A 14,072-nucleotide genomic window follows, 5' to 3' on the forward strand; every position below is an offset into this window, starting at 1 on the left:
TAAATTCACCTGTACGCATTTAACTTATATGTATCAAGCCTTCATGTATTATTGCGGAAATGAATTTGACACGTTCAGTTTGTAGCTAATTCAAAAATTGATAAAAAAAGAAAGAAATTAGATTTTAAATTTCCTTTGATAATCATTTAATGCATCTTGTTCAATTCCGATGTATCTCAATGTTTCTTTTTGCTCTGTATGGTTTAGCATTTGCTGTAGAACCGCTACATCTCTAAACTGTTGATAATGGTGATATCCGTATGTTTTACGTAAAGAATGTGTCCCAATACGTTCTAACCCAAACTCTTGCGCTGCTTGATTCAATATCACATAAGCCATTGCCCTTGTAATTGGCTTATTTTTCCCGTTCCGACTTTTAATCAAATACTCGTTTTTCGGCTTTCCTTTTGTATAATCACGAATTGCCTTCTTTAATTCTGATGGCATTTTGATATCTTTTATTTTCCTTGTCTTCTTTTCACGTATAACAATATTCCATCCCTCTACATCACGAACACGCAAACGTAATATATCTGATATCCTAAATCCTGTATTAATACCAAGAAGAAACAGAATGTAGTTCCTCTCATTCTGCTTCTTATAGAACTCTTTTATTTCTTGGATGATTTCTTTATTTCGAATCGGTTGTACAATGTTCATACCATTTCTACCTCTTCACCTTGCGCCTTTTGTTTAAATACTTCTTTTCGCAAACTGAAAGCTAAACGTAATAAAGCTTTTCCTTTCACTTTATAATACGTTGTTCTACCTAACTTCACTTCATCCATTATGTCTGGATCATACCCCTTATCTTCTTCCATGTAATACATATATATAATTTGTCTTTCTCTTTTTGGTAGCCTGTTAACAGCCCTATGAATCCAATTCATAAATTTATCTCTAGCCATCTCATATTGTACTCTTTCAATAGCTACATTTTCAGTAGAACTGTTAAATTCATTCGTTACAGATGGAGGAACAATTGAATACGATGCGGTTAATTTTGGTAAAATGTCACTTGGCATTTGAGACAAATACATACGATATTCCTCAAATATTTTTTCTACTTCATTTTTTGTCTCTTCTTCATCTAAAACAGGCATTTTAAATGATAATTGTTTATTCATATTAAATTCCTCCATTGTTATTATTTTTGTCTTAATGCTCCACGTCTGCGTTCATAACGTGGTCCGCGAATTCCCATTAACTCTTCAATTTCATGAGTGCTTAATTTATCTTTTTGTTTTTTCTTGTTTTTCTTTTTCACTTGTTTTGATTGCCTATTCCATTCACGCAATTGATCCCTTAGCACCTTCATTTCCCCATCTCCCTTCTCAAAATAAAAAGGACACCATTTCTTAAAACAGCTTTATCGCTGCTCTAAAAATTGGTGTCCTCTAGTTTTCTAGCCGGACTGTATTTGGTTTTCATTTATTTGATAATACCTGCTTGTACAAAGAGATTTCTCCAAGCTTTATTAACTTCGTGTTTCTCAACGGCTTTCGCACGACGAGCAATAGCCTTTCTTACTTTCCTTTTCTTTAAATTAGCCATTCTCCTAACCTCTCTTTCTTCTAAAAGGATTATTTTGTTAAGTTTTCAAACAACCTTCATTTCAAAATTTTCAGATCCAGATGAACCTCTAGACGCATACACCATATACTAATTTAATTACTTCCTAGGAAAGCAGGTGAAACCTATGCCATCTGTTGTTGGAAATCTGGTTGTACAAAATAGTAACGGTTCTTTCAACTTAGGTGATTTTTATAACGTTTCTCCAAAGGAAAATACGAAGGCTTATAATGGTTCAGGATCATCCAATGTCGGTTTTGTTGTCAATGCCTTTAGCGGTGTTAGCGCAACAAACACATTCGATTCTGATGTTGCAGACCAAAACCAAATTGGAACAGTCTAGAATTGTTCATTTTCCTCTTCCTCCCCTGAATAAAACTCAATATTCCGGCAATACTGTAGATAGGCTGGTAAACAGCCGGAAATCTCTTATGTGTAACCGTACTAATCGAGATCTCCAATCCGCATTGAGCAGTTAGCTTTTGCTAGCTGCTCTTTTGTTTGAGATTAAAATAGCGTTTTTGTTCAAAATGATGCCTCATTCATTTGGACACATTTACCAGTATTTTCACCAAAAAATTCATGATATCGTTAATTAGTCGAGTACGTCATTACTTGACGATTACCCTTAGAAGCCCCGCAGACATTCGGGGTTTCTTTTATTAAAATAAAGATTTTGTTAAAAACTTACATGCATATGTTTTTCGTTATATAATTAGATTATCAATATATTAGGAGTGTTAAGTGTGTCAGAAACAATAATGATTTTGTTATACATCTGTTTCGGAATGAGTGCAGTTTTTAGCTTAATAAAGGAATTTCGAAAACCACAGAAAAACCAGTTCTTGATTTTATTTGATTCTCTAATTTTGATAGGAGCTATACTTTTAATAGCTAGTATCTTTATCTAAATTACATAACGATAACTCTCCAGGGAGTGAAGCAGCTAGCAAAAGCTAACTGCTTTTTTAATTAAAATAACTATTTTGTTTAGTTTTCTTTCTTTAGAATTCTTTCTGGATCAATCTCCCAGTCTTCACAAATCTCACATAGATCAAATGCAATACAATCACTTTTAAGATGCACTTCCATACCACCTTCATCAAAATGACTAGGACCTAATAACTCAGTAAACTCTTTTAATTGGTCAAAATGAAGCCATATAATAAGTTTGTCGTCACGCCAATCCATTTCTTTATCTTCACAAAAAATATATAAGTCTAATGCATCCATTTCCCATTCCCCTTTTCGTATAATCTTTTTTATATCGTACATACTACCTACAAGCCGACTTCCCACGGCTTCACTCTTTTCAAATCGGGGCTCTCTCCTCCGTATTGTTTTAGAACATGGCAGGTAACTTAATCAATTACCTGCCATTTTTACGTATAATCGTAAAAATCCTTGCCCATACTGTTTAGAGAAAACATCTTAAGCCATTTGATGCGAACTCCAGCACAGGTTATTTGTACGGCCGTTCCGATAAAAGGAGCGGTCTTATTTATCTCCGCATTACTTTTCAACAAAATAACGCTTTTATTCAATTTCAGCATTTAAACCATCACCATTTAGAAAGTCACATAATATTTCTAAATCACCACTTGCCACAACCATTTCCCATGCTTCACCTTCGTATCCATATTCTTGTTCTAAAGTTCGTACAGCACTTTCAAACCTAGTAAATTCATATTCTCCACAATTAACAACTAATGTTCCCATTTCTCATTCTCCTTTTTAATAAAATTCAAATTTGGTCTTACTTCACATCAACACGATATCTGTACATCCTCATGTAGGGAACTCTTCTGCTAATACCATTTGATTCAGCCTGCTTATATTCCTCATCAGTTAGCCAACGATTGAAAGCCATCATTTCCCCCTCCTAATCTAGTGCCAAAAATTCAGATCTGGTACGACCCGAACAACTTATCCTAATCTTCTGAATACCTTCCCCATGCTCTTCTATCGCTGCGTTCCAAGCTTCAATTTCAGTCTTAGCATCAAAGCAATCCATCTTTTGCCGTTCCTCTTTATCGTAGAAATGTACTTCATAGCTTGGATTCAAAAACTTTTCACTGGTACTTATCGCTTTATAGTTGAAACTACCTATAACATCATCAATTGTTAATTGCTTCATAATCGCATCCCCAGTTATTTTATTTTTTCCGTACTTGTAGTTGATACGCGATCAACTTTTCCACCTTGCCAAATAATCGTTTGCTCTCCGAATCCTGTTACTGGAGGGTTCAGCGGAGTAACCTCACCATTTTTGACCACATAAATTTTATTATCCGTAACTTCGATTTCAATTTTCGTAGGCTTCATACAACTGAAATCCCCCTTTTTCTTGTTAGCTAACTTTTTGTTGTTAATTACGTTGTAACTCTTGCTTCATTGACTCAAAATGTACTAGCCATGCTTCCCAACGTTTTTGATTTTCTTCTTGCTGTTGTTTTGCCACTTCACAATTGCAACTGTTCGTTTCAGTTACACTTGGATAAGTTTCTCTACGAATAATTCCTGTACCCTGACACAATGCACACATTGTTATTCCCTCTTTTTAAAATTGCGTAATCTATAATTATCGCCATGCATTTCTAACATTTCAGCATTTTCCATCATCCGACTAAAATCACGTTCTCCATACATCCCTGCTAATTCACCAATATTAAAGTTGGTAGTAAATAAAGTACTTTTACCTATACGACTATCAACGATTTCATTTGTTTTTGTTTGCTTCCATGTAACCCCTTCTTTATCTTTCTCCGTGAATTCCGCTCCGAAGTCATCGATAATCAAGACATCAACTTTTGCTAGAAGGGACATAAGCTTGTCCTCTGTCATATCGCTGTTTTTATTCCATGTAGATTTTATTTTAGTGAATAACTTATTCATTTGAATGAACATGGCACTATGACCCTTTTTCATAAGTTCTTTAGTGGCTGCTACACACAAATGACTTTTCCCTACGCCGTAATCACCCGTTATAATCAGACTCGTTGGTTCTTCCTTATTGAATGAAGCAACAAAGTTCATAATTATTTCTTTCGCATCAGCCAATTCCTTTTTAGGTGGTAAATAATTTTCAAATGTAGCTTTTTTGAGTTTGTCATTTATTAAACTGTTATCTGCAAATGAATCATATAAATGAATGATTTCATTTTTCTTTTTTATAGCTAGTGTCTCTATAGCTAATTTCTGATCTTCTTGTTCTACCGATCTACATTGAGGACAAAATTCCTCATTTGTTTCTATATCTATCAACATGCGTTTACTGCAAACATCTTTAAATTTTTCTTTCCCTACTAAAAAGACATTCGTGCATCTCTTAGGAGACAATACATATCTTTGACTAGCGTTTCTTGAAGTCGTATTTGTCGATGAAGCTACTATCTTTTTGATTGCTTGCATTGTTTTTCTCCCCTTTTTTACCTTTGTTTTTAAACTCTGTCTCTGATGCATGTACATCTGCTAATGTACGAATGTTTTTATTAACCCACTGTTTTAAAATTCCCTCAGCGTAGTTCCATTTTTTCTGTTGTTTCAATGCACGTTCCATGGATGCTTGTACAAGTTCTTCGCTTGTATCGTTTGCCCATTGGGTAATACTATCGGCTACGAATGGATTTAAAATCCCAAAATTATTTTCATAGAATGAGAAGATATTACTACTACTTACATTCTTTGTAGTATTCTCTGTAGTAATCTCTGTATTTGTCTTTACTTCTAAGTTGGGAGAGTCCTTACTTTTAAGTAAGGAGGGTGATGACTTTGGAGTAATAGGTCTATTTACTTCAAAGTATCCAGGGTCTTCTGTATTTTGATACATACTAGAGATCAGTTTGATTTCATTTGCTACCGGTTCTACAAACATCACATTATTTAAAACTTTCCCTTCAACATGGATAGTTCGAAATTCAACTTTAATAAGAGTCATTTCCGTTAACAAATCACATGCCCTTTTCACCTGTAATTTTGAAAACCCAAATGTTTCTGCTAATTGTTGATAACTCTTTTGCAATTTATCTGATTTAAATTTTTTCTTGTATGTTACTTTTCCGCTTTCTTCATCACGGATAACCGTAGGTCTGTACCAATAAACAATTTCACTTAAAACCATAATTGCTACAATATGAGGTTTACCGTTGTTAAAAGTGATGTAATTAAACCATTCATGATCTACCACATTACCTTTAAAAGTTAATCCGCCAATTTCAAATATAGTGTTTGTCATAAACTATTACCTCCTAATACAAATCGCCAGGTGTGCTTGTCCGCTTTTAATATTTTTTGAATTTCATACTGTGGATAACCAAAACTGAGATACTGTTCAACCATTCGTTTTAATTCTTCTTCGCTTTTTACTAACCCCCAGAACTTATTAGGTAATAGCACTTGATAAACAATTAAATCCATGTACTATTTCTCTACTTTCCGTGATACACTAATAACAACTTGTTTTTTGAAAAGGCCCCACTGCAATGGGTCTTTTTATTTTCTTTCACATCACTCCAAGCCCATTGTTTTATTGGTTCGTAAGTAATGTAAAACAACCATACACTACATGCGATTAACATTCCGAATATAGCTAACAATGTTGAATCTTCTACTAAATCACTCCCTTTCTATATAAATTCAGCATATTATTAATCATCAATTTCAACTGTTACATGGTGAATCTGTGTTTTTAGAGAAACCTGTTGTGTAAGTATGATAGTTGATGTTGGTTCACCATCTTCAATTAGCCTCTTAATCTTACGAGTTGCTTCTGCTTTTGATTCACACTCGTAAGCATTTAGTCCATATCCCCTGTTGTGAAGTACAAAATATTTAGTTTCCTTCATTTTCTTTTCCTCCTATTGAACTTCCGTCATATTTATTTGTGCATTTGTAGCTGTAATTTCTTCATCTAAAACCGTTGGAATTGAATATTCTTCATTAATGATTTGGATTGCTCTATCTAAATGATGACGTTTGATAGCTTTATAACTATTCACACCAAACTCTCTATGTAGTTGACTATAAATATCGCTATATAGTTTTCTTCTAAGGCTAATATCCTGGTATGCATTAGAATCCTTTCCACTCAGCAGAAGAACGCCTAACTTTCTTACAGCTTTTGATATTTCGTCACATTCAACAGCATATAAAGGGGCATTTTCACGTAAGTCCTTTACATCAGATTTAATCTCCTGGATTTCCTGAGTATGCCCTTCCAAAGCTTGAAACGTTAGTTTTAAAACACCCATTGGATCTGTTGGTATTTTTTGCTGATTTTGTATGCGTTGTTTCATTCGCTTGAACTCTTCAATAAACTTAATCTTCATTTGTACAGCTTCTTTTGTGTTGTAGCTCATTACAACTAATGTAAAGGCTTCTTCAGTCAGGTCGATTTTAGGATAACGGCGCCCTCTGTTTTCATAAGTTCGCTCCTTAAAATTTAGGAGCGAAAATTCTACTCCTGCATAATCCATTTGAGTTTTGATATCAGACATAACATTGTCATGACGTTTATTAAATACTTCTGCAATCATCAAACTATCTGTAACAACTTTCCCATTACTTTCAAACACTAGCTCACTATGTATTGGTGTTTCGTTAACTTCAGTTAATTGATTCATTTCAAATCCCTCCTATCTATAAACTTGGAATAACCTTAGTTTTATTCATATTACGATGTACCAAATGTAATTCATTACATACTTTTTTGAAAATTAACCAATTATCAGGATTAAGATTGTATGACTCAATATGAATCTTTTCCTTCTTGGTTGGCTTTTTACCATTCTTCAATTAACTCACCTCCCTTCGAGATGAAACTTTACGGCTCATTGCATACATTCTTTTCTTCGCTTCTAATTCGGTAACTATCAATAAAGCTGGGTTATTTCGCATCTCAGCACATTACTTACGTACTTCAGATGCTTTCATTAATTTACTCGCGGCTAACACTCCGTTCATGACCTTTCACCATCCTTAATTATTTTTTAAAAAGAGTATCAATCGTTGTTTTAAAATGTTTAGCAAGTATTTTTGCTTCAGTAAGGCTAAAATCTCGTTTGCCACATTCTTTTAAGTGATAGCTTTGTTTTGTTATACTTATCACTTTGGCTGCTGCTTCCTGTGTCATGCGTTGTTCTCTACGAGCAATAAAAAGATTTTGATACATGTTTCATATCACCTCGGTTCGAAAATTATTAATAAATAATACGTAATATCTTATTAATTACTAATTTACGACAGCATTTTTCGACATTTTTTTTAAAAAAGCGAGACTTCCCTTCCGAAATACTACCTTTAAACGGTAGTTCTATTTAAAAAAAATCATCATCAAAGTTACCATCGTTTATTATGGGTAATCTAATGTAATCAGAAGGAATTTTGTATACAATAGATGCTTTTTGCAAAATATGACCTGGAATAGCAGTTATACCTTGTTCATAATTACGTAGGGTTTTTCCTGTAATATCTAATATTCCAGCTGCTTCATCTTGTCTTAATCCTGCATTTACTCTAGCAGCTTTTAATGTTATCTGAAACATCAAGTTACCTCCTTTCGATAATTTCTAAACCCAATATACTACCTTTAAACGGTACGGTCAATACCAAACATTACATAAAATACTTTTAAACGGTATTTTATATCTTTACATAACTACCGAAAAACGGTAAAATACTATTATAAAGTGAGGTGAGAAAAAATGGATGCACAAAAAATGAAAGAAATTTTTGCAGCTAACTTAAAAAAATTTTTAGAACGTAATGGTATCACACAGACTTATCTAGCAAACGACATAAATATCCCTGAAACAACTGTTTCAAACTGGATTAAGGCTAATACTTATCCAAGACCAGATAAAATACAATTATTAGCTGATTATTTTAAGATTAATCGTTCTGACTTAACTGAAGATAAACCCTCTAATTTATATGATGCTAATGTTCATCCGGTAAAGGTGCCGAAATTAGGAAAAATTGCATGTGGTCTACCTATATGTGCTGAGGAAAACTTTGAAGGGTATCGTTATGAAACATCTGATATTTTACCACATGGAGAAATATATTATTTAGAAGCCAAAGGAAATTCAATGGAACCAACTATACCTAATGGGGCTTTTGTATTAATTAGAAAGCAAGATGATGTGGAAAACGGAGAAATTGCAGCAGTTCTTGTTAATGGAGATACTGAAGCTACTTTAAAAAGAGTAAAAAAGCAAGGCAATGTTGTAATTTTGATGCCAGATAACCCTTCATACGAACCAATAATTATCACTCCAAATGTACCGGCACGAATTATTGGGAAAGCAATACGCTTTACAAGAGATCTTTAAATTTCTAGCGCTAGCAATTTAACATCGAGAGAGTAGACGACGGTCTACTCTTTTACTACAAGAAGGGAGATTCCTATGACAATTTATAAAGATGAAAAAAGAGGAACTTATTACTTTATCGCGAGAATCCGACAGTTTGATGGCACTTTGAAACAAGTAAAACGACGTGGCTTTAAAACACAAGAAGAAGCACGAATTGCAGAAGCAAAAGCTCTCATTCAAACGGAATCTAATTCCAGCCTAACCTTTTCACAATTAGCCGAAGAATATTTTGAATGGTACTGCCAGAGGAGAAAACAGTCTTCTATAAACACTATTAAAAATATGATATATAATCACTTACTAAAAGAATTTGGAAAAATGAAGATAGATAAGATTACAGCAAAACATGTCATGAATTATCAAAATAAGATTATTCATGACTATTCAGCTGAAACTTTAAAAAAGATTCATAACGTACTTTCCGCTATATTTAATTTTGCAAGTAAGTTCCACGGCTTAAATCGTAATCCAGCACGAATTGCAGGGAATTTTGAAATTGAGTCTAATAAAAGAATGAACTTCTGGGAATTTGAAGAATTCAAAAGGTTTATCAGTGTTGTAGACGAATCGATATATATAGCCTTTTTTTCAACACTCTATTATAGTGGAGCTAGAAAAGGAGAACTTTTAGCTTTAACTTGGGAGGATGTTAATTTTGAAGAAAAAACAATTGATATCAATAAAACAAGCTATAATAAACATATTACTAAACCAAAAACGAAAGCATCCAACCGAATCATTATGTTACCTACTATTGTAATGGATCTACTAAAAGAAATAAAAAATAATGCTACATTAAAAGTTCCTTTGAAAAAGGATTATGTGGTGTTTGGTGAATTTTATGATAGTATAGCAACTACCACATTAGCTAGAAAATATAAAATCTTTTTAGCGGTATCAGGAGTGAAAAAGATTGTACTTCATGAATTCAGGCACTCTCATGCATCTTACCTCATTAATAAAGGTGTAAGTCCGCTTATTGTAGCCCAACGCCTAGGTCATTCAAATGTAGCAACAACTTTAAACACTTATAGCCACTTGTATCCATCCAAACAAGCAGAAGTAGTGGCATTAATGGAAAAAGATTTGTTATAATCGTTACCAAAGCGTTACCACAACCGTCTAAACGGTTGGTATTACTAGCTTGAGGTATATGTCGCTAGTAAAAACCAAAATAACTTAGGGCGCTTTTTCATAAAGTGAATTCCTTCGAACAATTGCTTCTTAAATGTTACTTTCCCTTTCACTTCTTTTTTCTTTACATACGGTATACATAAGAACAGGAAAAATGCTCCTGCAAAAGTTAACATATCCACTAACAAGATCCATTTCAAAGAAATAATCTCAATTAAAAAGCTAGCAGCTGCACCTGAAATAACTTGCGTTAATTGTCCTTGTATTTCCATTGTGCCACTTAAACTTTTATAATGCTCTGATTGAAATATTTCTTGGTTAAATGCAAATATTGTGGGATAGAATAATAGATAATAGAAAGAACCTGCTATATAAATAATAATGTAATGAATAGAATTGTATGATTGCCCAGCAAATCCCCAAATAGCCATCATTCCTATAATGGCTATCCCGATACCTTCGTTACATAACAATAAAGATTTTCTTGAAAAACGATCTATGCTTTGCCCAATGAATGGCGTTAGCAAAAACATGATGAGAGTTGCAACGATAGAAATATACCCAAACGTTGTCTCTCCCCCACTTTCCTTAATCAACAGCCACGGAATCGTTATCATAACAATCCCAGAGCCAATAGCAGATAAACTATTGGCTCCTAGAATGTAATATAAGCGAGAATCATGATAAAGAGAGGACATATCACTCAACTCCTAATTGTTTTTTCACCTCTTTATATACGCTCATATATGCTTTTAATTCTTTAACTAAATCATGAATTAATGGTTTTGCATCTTCTCCAAGTTCACCATCTTGCACATGTAATCCATCAAGTACTACTTGTTTTGGGATTGCATTTGCGTAAACGCCTCTAGCGACAGTGCGCATACTATTTAATGCGTTTATTCCCCCTTTACCTCCTCCAGCAACTGCTAACAATGCGACAGGTTTATGGATGAATTCACTGCTACTTAAGTAGTCTAATGAATTTTTCAGCGCTCCGCTCATCGCATTATGATATTCTGGTGTACATAGTACTACTCCATCCGCAGCTTTCACTAAAGCTTTTAATTTTTTTACTGCCTCTAATTCACGTTGTGATTCTTCTCCATTATATAAAGGCAATTCCGCTACTGCTAAATCGTATAACTCCCCTTCAAATTGCTCTGCAATATATTTTGCCACAACGCGAGTTCTACCGAATTTTCTTGGTGTACCGTTAATAACGACTAGTTTCATAATTATTTCTCCCCTTTGTTTTCAAGTTATATTTATATATTATCAGAAATTTCTATACAAAACACAGTAAAAAGAGGGAAAAACTTTCATTAAATAGTATGAGAAATAAAAAAACTCATACTTTCGTATGAGTTTCACAAAACTAATATTTCCTATTTTTTCACAACCTCATGTCCACCGAATTGATTACGAAGTGCAGAAACCACTTTTCCGTGGAATGTATCATCTTCTTGTGAACGGTAGCGCATAAATAATGACATAGCAATAACTGGTGCCGCTGCTTGTAATTCAAGCGCAGTTTCAACAGTCCATTTCCCTTCTCCTGAAGAGTTCATTACACCTTTAATGCCATCAAGTTTCGGATCATCTGCAAATGCTTTTTCAGTTAAATCCATTAACCAACCGCGGATAACTGATCCGTTCGTCCATACTTTTGCAACATCTTCATAATTGAAATCAAAGTCACTCTTATCTAGTACTTCAAACCATTCAGCGATTGCTTGCATCATTCCGTATTCAATACCGTTATGAACCATTTTTAAGAAATGCCCACTACCCTCGCGGCCCGCATATGAATAACCGTTTTCTACTGCTAAATCTTTAAATAACGGTTCTAATTGATCATAAATTTCTTTTTCTCCACCAACCATTAAACAAGCACCGTATCTAGCTCCTTCTACACCGCCTGATGTACCGATATCTACGTAATGTAAGCCAAAGCTTTTCGCTTCTTCAGCACGACGCAACGTATCTTTATAGAATGAATTTCCACCTTCAATATAGAAATAAATTTATAAGCACTCTTATATAACTCTAGTTCCTCTTCTTTCATCCATAATAATTTAGAAAGTGGTGACATTGGATGAATGGGTGTACCTGTTCGTCTATAAATTTCATGTCCATTCATATGTTCTAATAATTTTTCTGATTGTTTCGTACTCCGATTATCTGCCCAAATGATAGAGCTCGTTAACGGCGCACCGTTTTCATCTACAGCAATTAATGCGTGCATTGCTGTACTAATACCGATTGAAGAAATATCCTCTGGTAACACATTACTTTCTTCGATGGCAACGCTTACAGTTTTGAATACAGCGGCACATATTACATCGGGATCTTGCTCAGCCCATCCGACGTTTGGTTGAATAATTGGATAATCAATTGCATGTGACGCAACGACTTTCCCTTTTTCTGTGAACACAACCGTCTTCGCACTTGTGGTACCGATGTCAATCCCGATTACTCTCCCCCTTGTTTCCATGCGGATCTTTCCTTCATTTCTAGCAATATACGATTTAGTAAACCGTTTACATGAATTAGTATATAAATTTTTTCTTAAATAAAGTTTTATAAAGAAAATTTTTTTCATAACAAAAAAACAAACCCCTTCATTCCATTTCATTTACATACTAGAATTAGCTTTTCCGTGCGGTAAAGTTGCATTATATTCGTTTCGCAACACACTCTTTTCCTCTCATTAACAACACATACAGAGGGAAAACTATTGTTTTGACTAAACGAGGTTGGTTAGTAGTGAAAGCAAAAGGGGAAATACTAGCTGAGATAGAACAGCGCTTGAGTGAAAAGATAGGTGCTGAACGAATACAAATGATCAGAGAAGATTTAACAAAAATAGTTGATGAAGCAAGAGAAGATAAATTTATATCGGGAGTAAGACCAGTCTGGTAAATATAGAGTTTATAAAAGAGACTAGCCGTACATGGTGTACCATCTGTGGTTTTGAAAAAGTTTAACCGTTTATAAAAAAGATGCACCGGAATTTCCTATCTCTTTAAAAAAGGGATTTCGGTTTTTCTTGTGGATTAAAAATCTGTTAATTGATAATAAAGTTATTCCATTAAAGGGCCAGATTGTTGAGTAAAAGCCAAATGAAATTTAGCAGTTTAAATAATACGTTGATTAAAAACAGAAACACACTTTACCAAAATAAATTAAACACAAGGGGTAATTTTAATGAGTAGAATAATACTTTGGAATGTGATTGTAACACATAAGAAAAAGCCTTGCTGTATAAACAAGACCTTGTCACACAATGGTATATCTGGTATCCTCTGAAACACATAAATTTAATTTGTAAGTTCTTTTAGGATTTTCGGCATCCGTTCCTTTTTAAAGACAAACTTGAAAGATTGATTGTCTTTTAAAGTAACTTGAATTGCTCCATTAAGTACACTAGTTAGTTCTTTACATTCCGTTATATCGAAGCGATGAATTCCGATGGCGAGTTGAATGTCCAAATTTATTTGTTGTTTATATACAAGCAATCTTTGGTTTGTTATCACTAAAACTATTGGCATATTCTCTTTAGTGAGCCAAGAAATTTCAGGAAGAAGTTTCATCACCCAATTAGTAGGGGCAGTTCTTCCAGTAAAGACATCGATAATTTGTTCATTAGGTTCTAAATCATGTTTAACTTTTTCTTGATATTTAACAGAAATATTCATTTTTATTCCCCCTCTCATGTCAGAATTTTCAGTTTATTACATGAAGTCTGCCGAATTTAATTTTTTAATCTCTCCTATTAATTCTCTTAACTTCATTTCAAACCCTTCAGACAATCTTTAGGTGAACATCTCCCTTGTACGACGATGATTTATATATGATCGAACTTTTTTATAAAAACTGTATATGTATTCATATGAAAAGAATCCATTTTAATCAATCTTGATATGCTCCCCATTAGGTAGACAGATAAAAAATAAAAATCTGTTTATCTAAGGGGAGTATTTTTTATGG

22 protein-coding genes and 4 pseudogenes are annotated in these 14,072 nt (G+C 33.8%); 4 read left to right on the forward strand and 22 right to left on the reverse strand.

All coding sequences use genetic code 11. The features are described from left to right. Positions 1 to 117 precede the first annotated feature (117 nt). The 4 genes from BAQ49_RS14395 to BAQ49_RS14405 all read right to left on the reverse strand — a co-directional run bounded on the left by BAQ49_RS14395 (position 118) and on the right by BAQ49_RS14405 (position 1,554). The gene (locus BAQ49_RS14395) at positions 118 to 660 is read right to left on the reverse strand and encodes a tyrosine-type recombinase/integrase (RefSeq protein ID WP_071745872.1); all 543 of its coding nucleotides are present in this window, start codon (positions 658 to 660) and stop codon (positions 118 to 120) included. Continuing rightward, positions 657 to 1,127, reverse strand: coding sequence for an ArpU family phage packaging/lysis transcriptional regulator (locus tag BAQ49_RS14400; RefSeq protein WP_071745873.1), 471 nt, complete (start codon positions 1,125 to 1,127; stop codon positions 657 to 659). The genes BAQ49_RS14395 and BAQ49_RS14400 overlap by 4 nt, the downstream gene beginning before the upstream one ends. A gap of 20 nt (positions 1,128 to 1,147) precedes the next feature. After that, positions 1,148 to 1,318, reverse strand: coding sequence for a hypothetical protein (locus BAQ49_RS32930; protein WP_084667437.1), 171 nt, complete (start codon positions 1,316 to 1,318; stop codon positions 1,148 to 1,150). 113 nt (positions 1,319 to 1,431) lie between these two features. Next, positions 1,432 to 1,554, reverse strand: coding sequence for a DUF3983 domain-containing protein (locus BAQ49_RS14405; protein ID WP_071745874.1), 123 nt, complete (start codon positions 1,552 to 1,554; stop codon positions 1,432 to 1,434). A gap of 145 nt (positions 1,555 to 1,699) precedes the next feature. On the opposite strand from BAQ49_RS14405, the gene gerPF reads away from it, so the two are divergent. Then, complete coding sequence (gene gerPF / locus BAQ49_RS14410) at positions 1,700 to 1,915, forward strand: spore germination protein GerPF (protein WP_071745875.1); 216 nt, start codon at positions 1,700 to 1,702, stop codon at positions 1,913 to 1,915. A 647-nt stretch (positions 1,916 to 2,562) separates the two neighbouring features. Here gerPF and BAQ49_RS14415 read toward each other — a convergent pair. The 13 genes from BAQ49_RS14415 to BAQ49_RS14460 all read right to left on the reverse strand — a co-directional run bounded on the left by BAQ49_RS14415 (position 2,563) and on the right by BAQ49_RS14460 (position 8,114). Then, positions 2,563 to 2,805, reverse strand: coding sequence for a hypothetical protein (locus BAQ49_RS14415; RefSeq protein ID WP_071745876.1), 243 nt, complete (start codon positions 2,803 to 2,805; stop codon positions 2,563 to 2,565). A gap of 303 nt (positions 2,806 to 3,108) precedes the next feature. Then, on the reverse strand, positions 3,109 to 3,291 hold the full coding sequence (locus BAQ49_RS14420; protein ID WP_071745877.1) for a hypothetical protein: 183 nt from the start codon (positions 3,289 to 3,291) through the stop codon (positions 3,109 to 3,111). 163 nt (positions 3,292 to 3,454) lie between these two features. Further along, entirely contained in the window at positions 3,455 to 3,709 is a 255-nt protein-coding gene (locus BAQ49_RS14425; RefSeq protein ID WP_071745878.1) for a hypothetical protein, read from the reverse strand. A gap of 14 nt (positions 3,710 to 3,723) precedes the next feature. Beyond that, complete coding sequence (locus BAQ49_RS14430; RefSeq protein WP_071745879.1) at positions 3,724 to 3,897, reverse strand: DUF3954 domain-containing protein; 174 nt, start codon at positions 3,895 to 3,897, stop codon at positions 3,724 to 3,726. Positions 3,898 to 3,940: 43 nt separating this feature from the next. Beyond that, positions 3,941 to 4,117, reverse strand: a complete 177-nt coding sequence (locus tag BAQ49_RS32935) for a hypothetical protein (RefSeq protein ID WP_084667439.1) — start codon at positions 4,115 to 4,117, stop codon at positions 3,941 to 3,943. 2 nt (positions 4,118 to 4,119) lie between these two features. Further along, positions 4,120 to 4,983, reverse strand: a complete 864-nt coding sequence (locus BAQ49_RS14435; protein ID WP_071745880.1) for an ATP-binding protein — start codon at positions 4,981 to 4,983, stop codon at positions 4,120 to 4,122. Beyond that, positions 4,925 to 5,806 carry a DnaD domain-containing protein gene (locus tag BAQ49_RS14440; RefSeq protein ID WP_071745881.1) on the reverse strand — a complete coding sequence of 294 codons (882 nt, stop codon included), beginning with the start codon at positions 5,804 to 5,806 and terminating at the stop codon, positions 4,925 to 4,927. Before BAQ49_RS14440 ends, BAQ49_RS14435 begins: the two co-directional genes overlap by 59 nt. After that, positions 5,803 to 5,988 (reverse strand): hypothetical protein, encoded by a 186-nt coding sequence (locus BAQ49_RS32940; RefSeq protein WP_165616045.1) that lies wholly within the window; start codon positions 5,986 to 5,988, stop codon positions 5,803 to 5,805. The genes BAQ49_RS14440 and BAQ49_RS32940 overlap by 4 nt, the downstream gene beginning before the upstream one ends. Positions 5,989 to 6,218: 230 nt before the next feature. Continuing rightward, positions 6,219 to 6,416 carry a hypothetical protein gene (locus tag BAQ49_RS14445; RefSeq protein WP_071745882.1) on the reverse strand — a complete coding sequence of 66 codons (198 nt, stop codon included), beginning with the start codon at positions 6,414 to 6,416 and terminating at the stop codon, positions 6,219 to 6,221. Positions 6,417 to 6,428: 12 nt separating this feature from the next. After that, a complete protein-coding gene (locus BAQ49_RS14450; protein ID WP_071745883.1) occupies positions 6,429 to 7,193 on the reverse strand; it encodes an ORF6C domain-containing protein in 765 nt (254 codons plus the stop codon). A gap of 16 nt (positions 7,194 to 7,209) precedes the next feature. After that, the gene (locus BAQ49_RS32945; protein ID WP_165616047.1) at positions 7,210 to 7,365 is read right to left on the reverse strand and encodes a DUF6906 family protein; all 156 of its coding nucleotides are present in this window, start codon (positions 7,363 to 7,365) and stop codon (positions 7,210 to 7,212) included. Positions 7,366 to 7,552: 187 nt separating this feature from the next. Next, positions 7,553 to 7,741 (reverse strand): helix-turn-helix transcriptional regulator, encoded by a 189-nt coding sequence (locus tag BAQ49_RS14455; RefSeq protein WP_002192995.1) that lies wholly within the window; start codon positions 7,739 to 7,741, stop codon positions 7,553 to 7,555. A 145-nt stretch (positions 7,742 to 7,886) separates the two neighbouring features. Next, a complete protein-coding gene (locus BAQ49_RS14460) occupies positions 7,887 to 8,114 on the reverse strand; it encodes a helix-turn-helix domain-containing protein (protein WP_002192996.1) in 228 nt (75 codons plus the stop codon). Positions 8,115 to 8,273: 159 nt separating this feature from the next. On the opposite strand from BAQ49_RS14460, the gene BAQ49_RS14465 reads away from it, so the two are divergent. Continuing rightward, positions 8,274 to 8,903: a LexA family protein gene (locus BAQ49_RS14465; protein ID WP_002192998.1), complete on the forward strand. Its 630-nt coding sequence runs from the start codon at positions 8,274 to 8,276 to the stop codon at positions 8,901 to 8,903. Between the two features lie 75 nt (positions 8,904 to 8,978). Continuing rightward, on the forward strand, positions 8,979 to 10,040 hold the full coding sequence (locus BAQ49_RS14470; RefSeq protein ID WP_071745884.1) for a tyrosine-type recombinase/integrase: 1,062 nt from the start codon (positions 8,979 to 8,981) through the stop codon (positions 10,038 to 10,040). Between the two features lie 56 nt (positions 10,041 to 10,096). Here BAQ49_RS14470 and BAQ49_RS14475 read toward each other — a convergent pair. From BAQ49_RS14475 to BAQ49_RS14490, 4 genes and pseudogenes are all read right to left on the reverse strand, one after another. Then, positions 10,097 to 10,777 (reverse strand): annotated as a pseudogene (locus tag BAQ49_RS14475) (MFS transporter); the annotation flags it as partial. Between the two features lies 1 nt (position 10,778). After that, positions 10,779 to 11,315, reverse strand: coding sequence for an NADPH-dependent FMN reductase (locus BAQ49_RS14480; protein ID WP_071745885.1), 537 nt, complete (start codon positions 11,313 to 11,315; stop codon positions 10,779 to 10,781). A 152-nt stretch (positions 11,316 to 11,467) separates the two neighbouring features. Further along, positions 11,468 to 12,094, reverse strand: a pseudogene (gene gnd, locus BAQ49_RS14485) (phosphogluconate dehydrogenase (NAD(+)-dependent, decarboxylating)); the annotation flags it as partial. Next, a pseudogene (locus tag BAQ49_RS14490) lies at positions 12,052 to 12,576 on the reverse strand (FGGY family carbohydrate kinase); the annotation flags it as partial. The pseudogenes gnd and BAQ49_RS14490, both read right to left, overlap by 43 nt. Positions 12,577 to 12,806: 230 nt before the next feature. Between BAQ49_RS14490 and BAQ49_RS14495 the strand changes: the two are divergent. Further along, a pseudogene (locus BAQ49_RS14495) lies at positions 12,807 to 13,004 on the forward strand (MarR family winged helix-turn-helix transcriptional regulator); the annotation flags it as partial. Positions 13,005 to 13,402: 398 nt separating this feature from the next. On the opposite strand, the gene BAQ49_RS14500 reads toward BAQ49_RS14495, so the two are convergent. Beyond that, positions 13,403 to 13,780 carry a hypothetical protein gene (locus BAQ49_RS14500; RefSeq protein ID WP_071745886.1) on the reverse strand — a complete coding sequence of 126 codons (378 nt, stop codon included), beginning with the start codon at positions 13,778 to 13,780 and terminating at the stop codon, positions 13,403 to 13,405. Between the last annotated feature and the right edge of the window lie 292 nt (positions 13,781 to 14,072).

This window comes from Bacillus proteolyticus (assembly GCF_001884065.1).
GTDB classification, from domain to species: Bacteria; Bacillota; Bacilli; order Bacillales; family Bacillaceae_G; genus Bacillus_A; species Bacillus_A proteolyticus.

Bases quoted from the DNA above. Each gene is read 5' to 3' on its own strand.
- BAQ49_RS14430 (WP_071745879.1), bottom strand. From the start codon at position 3,897: ATGAAGCCTACGAAAATTGAAATCGAAGTTACGGATAATAAAATTTAT.
- BAQ49_RS14405 (WP_071745874.1), bottom strand. From the start codon at position 1,554: ATGGCTAATTTAAAGAAAAGGAAAGTAAGAAAGGCTATTGCTCGTCGT.
- BAQ49_RS32930 (WP_084667437.1), bottom strand. From the start codon at position 1,318: ATGAAGGTGCTAAGGGATCAATTGCGTGAATGGAATAGGCAATCAAAA.
- gerPF (WP_071745875.1), top strand. From the start codon at position 1,700: ATGCCATCTGTTGTTGGAAATCTGGTTGTACAAAATAGTAACGGTTCT.
- BAQ49_RS14455 (WP_002192995.1), bottom strand. From the start codon at position 7,741: ATGTATCAAAATCTTTTTATTGCTCGTAGAGAACAACGCATGACACAG.
- BAQ49_RS14400 (WP_071745873.1), bottom strand. From the start codon at position 1,127: ATGAATAAACAATTATCATTTAAAATGCCTGTTTTAGATGAAGAAGAG.
- BAQ49_RS14425 (WP_071745878.1), bottom strand. From the start codon at position 3,709: ATGAAGCAATTAACAATTGATGATGTTATAGGTAGTTTCAACTATAAA.
- BAQ49_RS14435 (WP_071745880.1), bottom strand. From the start codon at position 4,983: ATGCAAGCAATCAAAAAGATAGTAGCTTCATCGACAAATACGACTTCA.
- BAQ49_RS14470 (WP_071745884.1), top strand. From the start codon at position 8,979: ATGACAATTTATAAAGATGAAAAAAGAGGAACTTATTACTTTATCGCG.
- BAQ49_RS14480 (WP_071745885.1), bottom strand. From the start codon at position 11,315: ATGAAACTAGTCGTTATTAACGGTACACCAAGAAAATTCGGTAGAACT.
- BAQ49_RS14415 (WP_071745876.1), bottom strand. From the start codon at position 2,805: ATGGATGCATTAGACTTATATATTTTTTGTGAAGATAAAGAAATGGAT.
- BAQ49_RS14465 (WP_002192998.1), top strand. From the start codon at position 8,274: ATGGATGCACAAAAAATGAAAGAAATTTTTGCAGCTAACTTAAAAAAA.
- BAQ49_RS32935 (WP_084667439.1), bottom strand. From the start codon at position 4,117: ATGTGTGCATTGTGTCAGGGTACAGGAATTATTCGTAGAGAAACTTAT.
- BAQ49_RS14420 (WP_071745877.1), bottom strand. From the start codon at position 3,291: ATGGGAACATTAGTTGTTAATTGTGGAGAATATGAATTTACTAGGTTT.
- BAQ49_RS14500 (WP_071745886.1), bottom strand. From the start codon at position 13,780: ATGAATATTTCTGTTAAATATCAAGAAAAAGTTAAACATGATTTAGAA.
- BAQ49_RS14450 (WP_071745883.1), bottom strand. From the start codon at position 7,193: ATGAATCAATTAACTGAAGTTAACGAAACACCAATACATAGTGAGCTA.
- BAQ49_RS14445 (WP_071745882.1), bottom strand. From the start codon at position 6,416: ATGAAGGAAACTAAATATTTTGTACTTCACAACAGGGGATATGGACTA.
- BAQ49_RS14460 (WP_002192996.1), bottom strand. From the start codon at position 8,114: ATGTTTCAGATAACATTAAAAGCTGCTAGAGTAAATGCAGGATTAAGA.
- BAQ49_RS32940 (WP_165616045.1), bottom strand. From the start codon at position 5,988: ATGGATTTAATTGTTTATCAAGTGCTATTACCTAATAAGTTCTGGGGG.
- BAQ49_RS14440 (WP_071745881.1), bottom strand. From the start codon at position 5,806: ATGACAAACACTATATTTGAAATTGGCGGATTAACTTTTAAAGGTAAT.
- BAQ49_RS14395 (WP_071745872.1), bottom strand. From the start codon at position 660: ATGAACATTGTACAACCGATTCGAAATAAAGAAATCATCCAAGAAATA.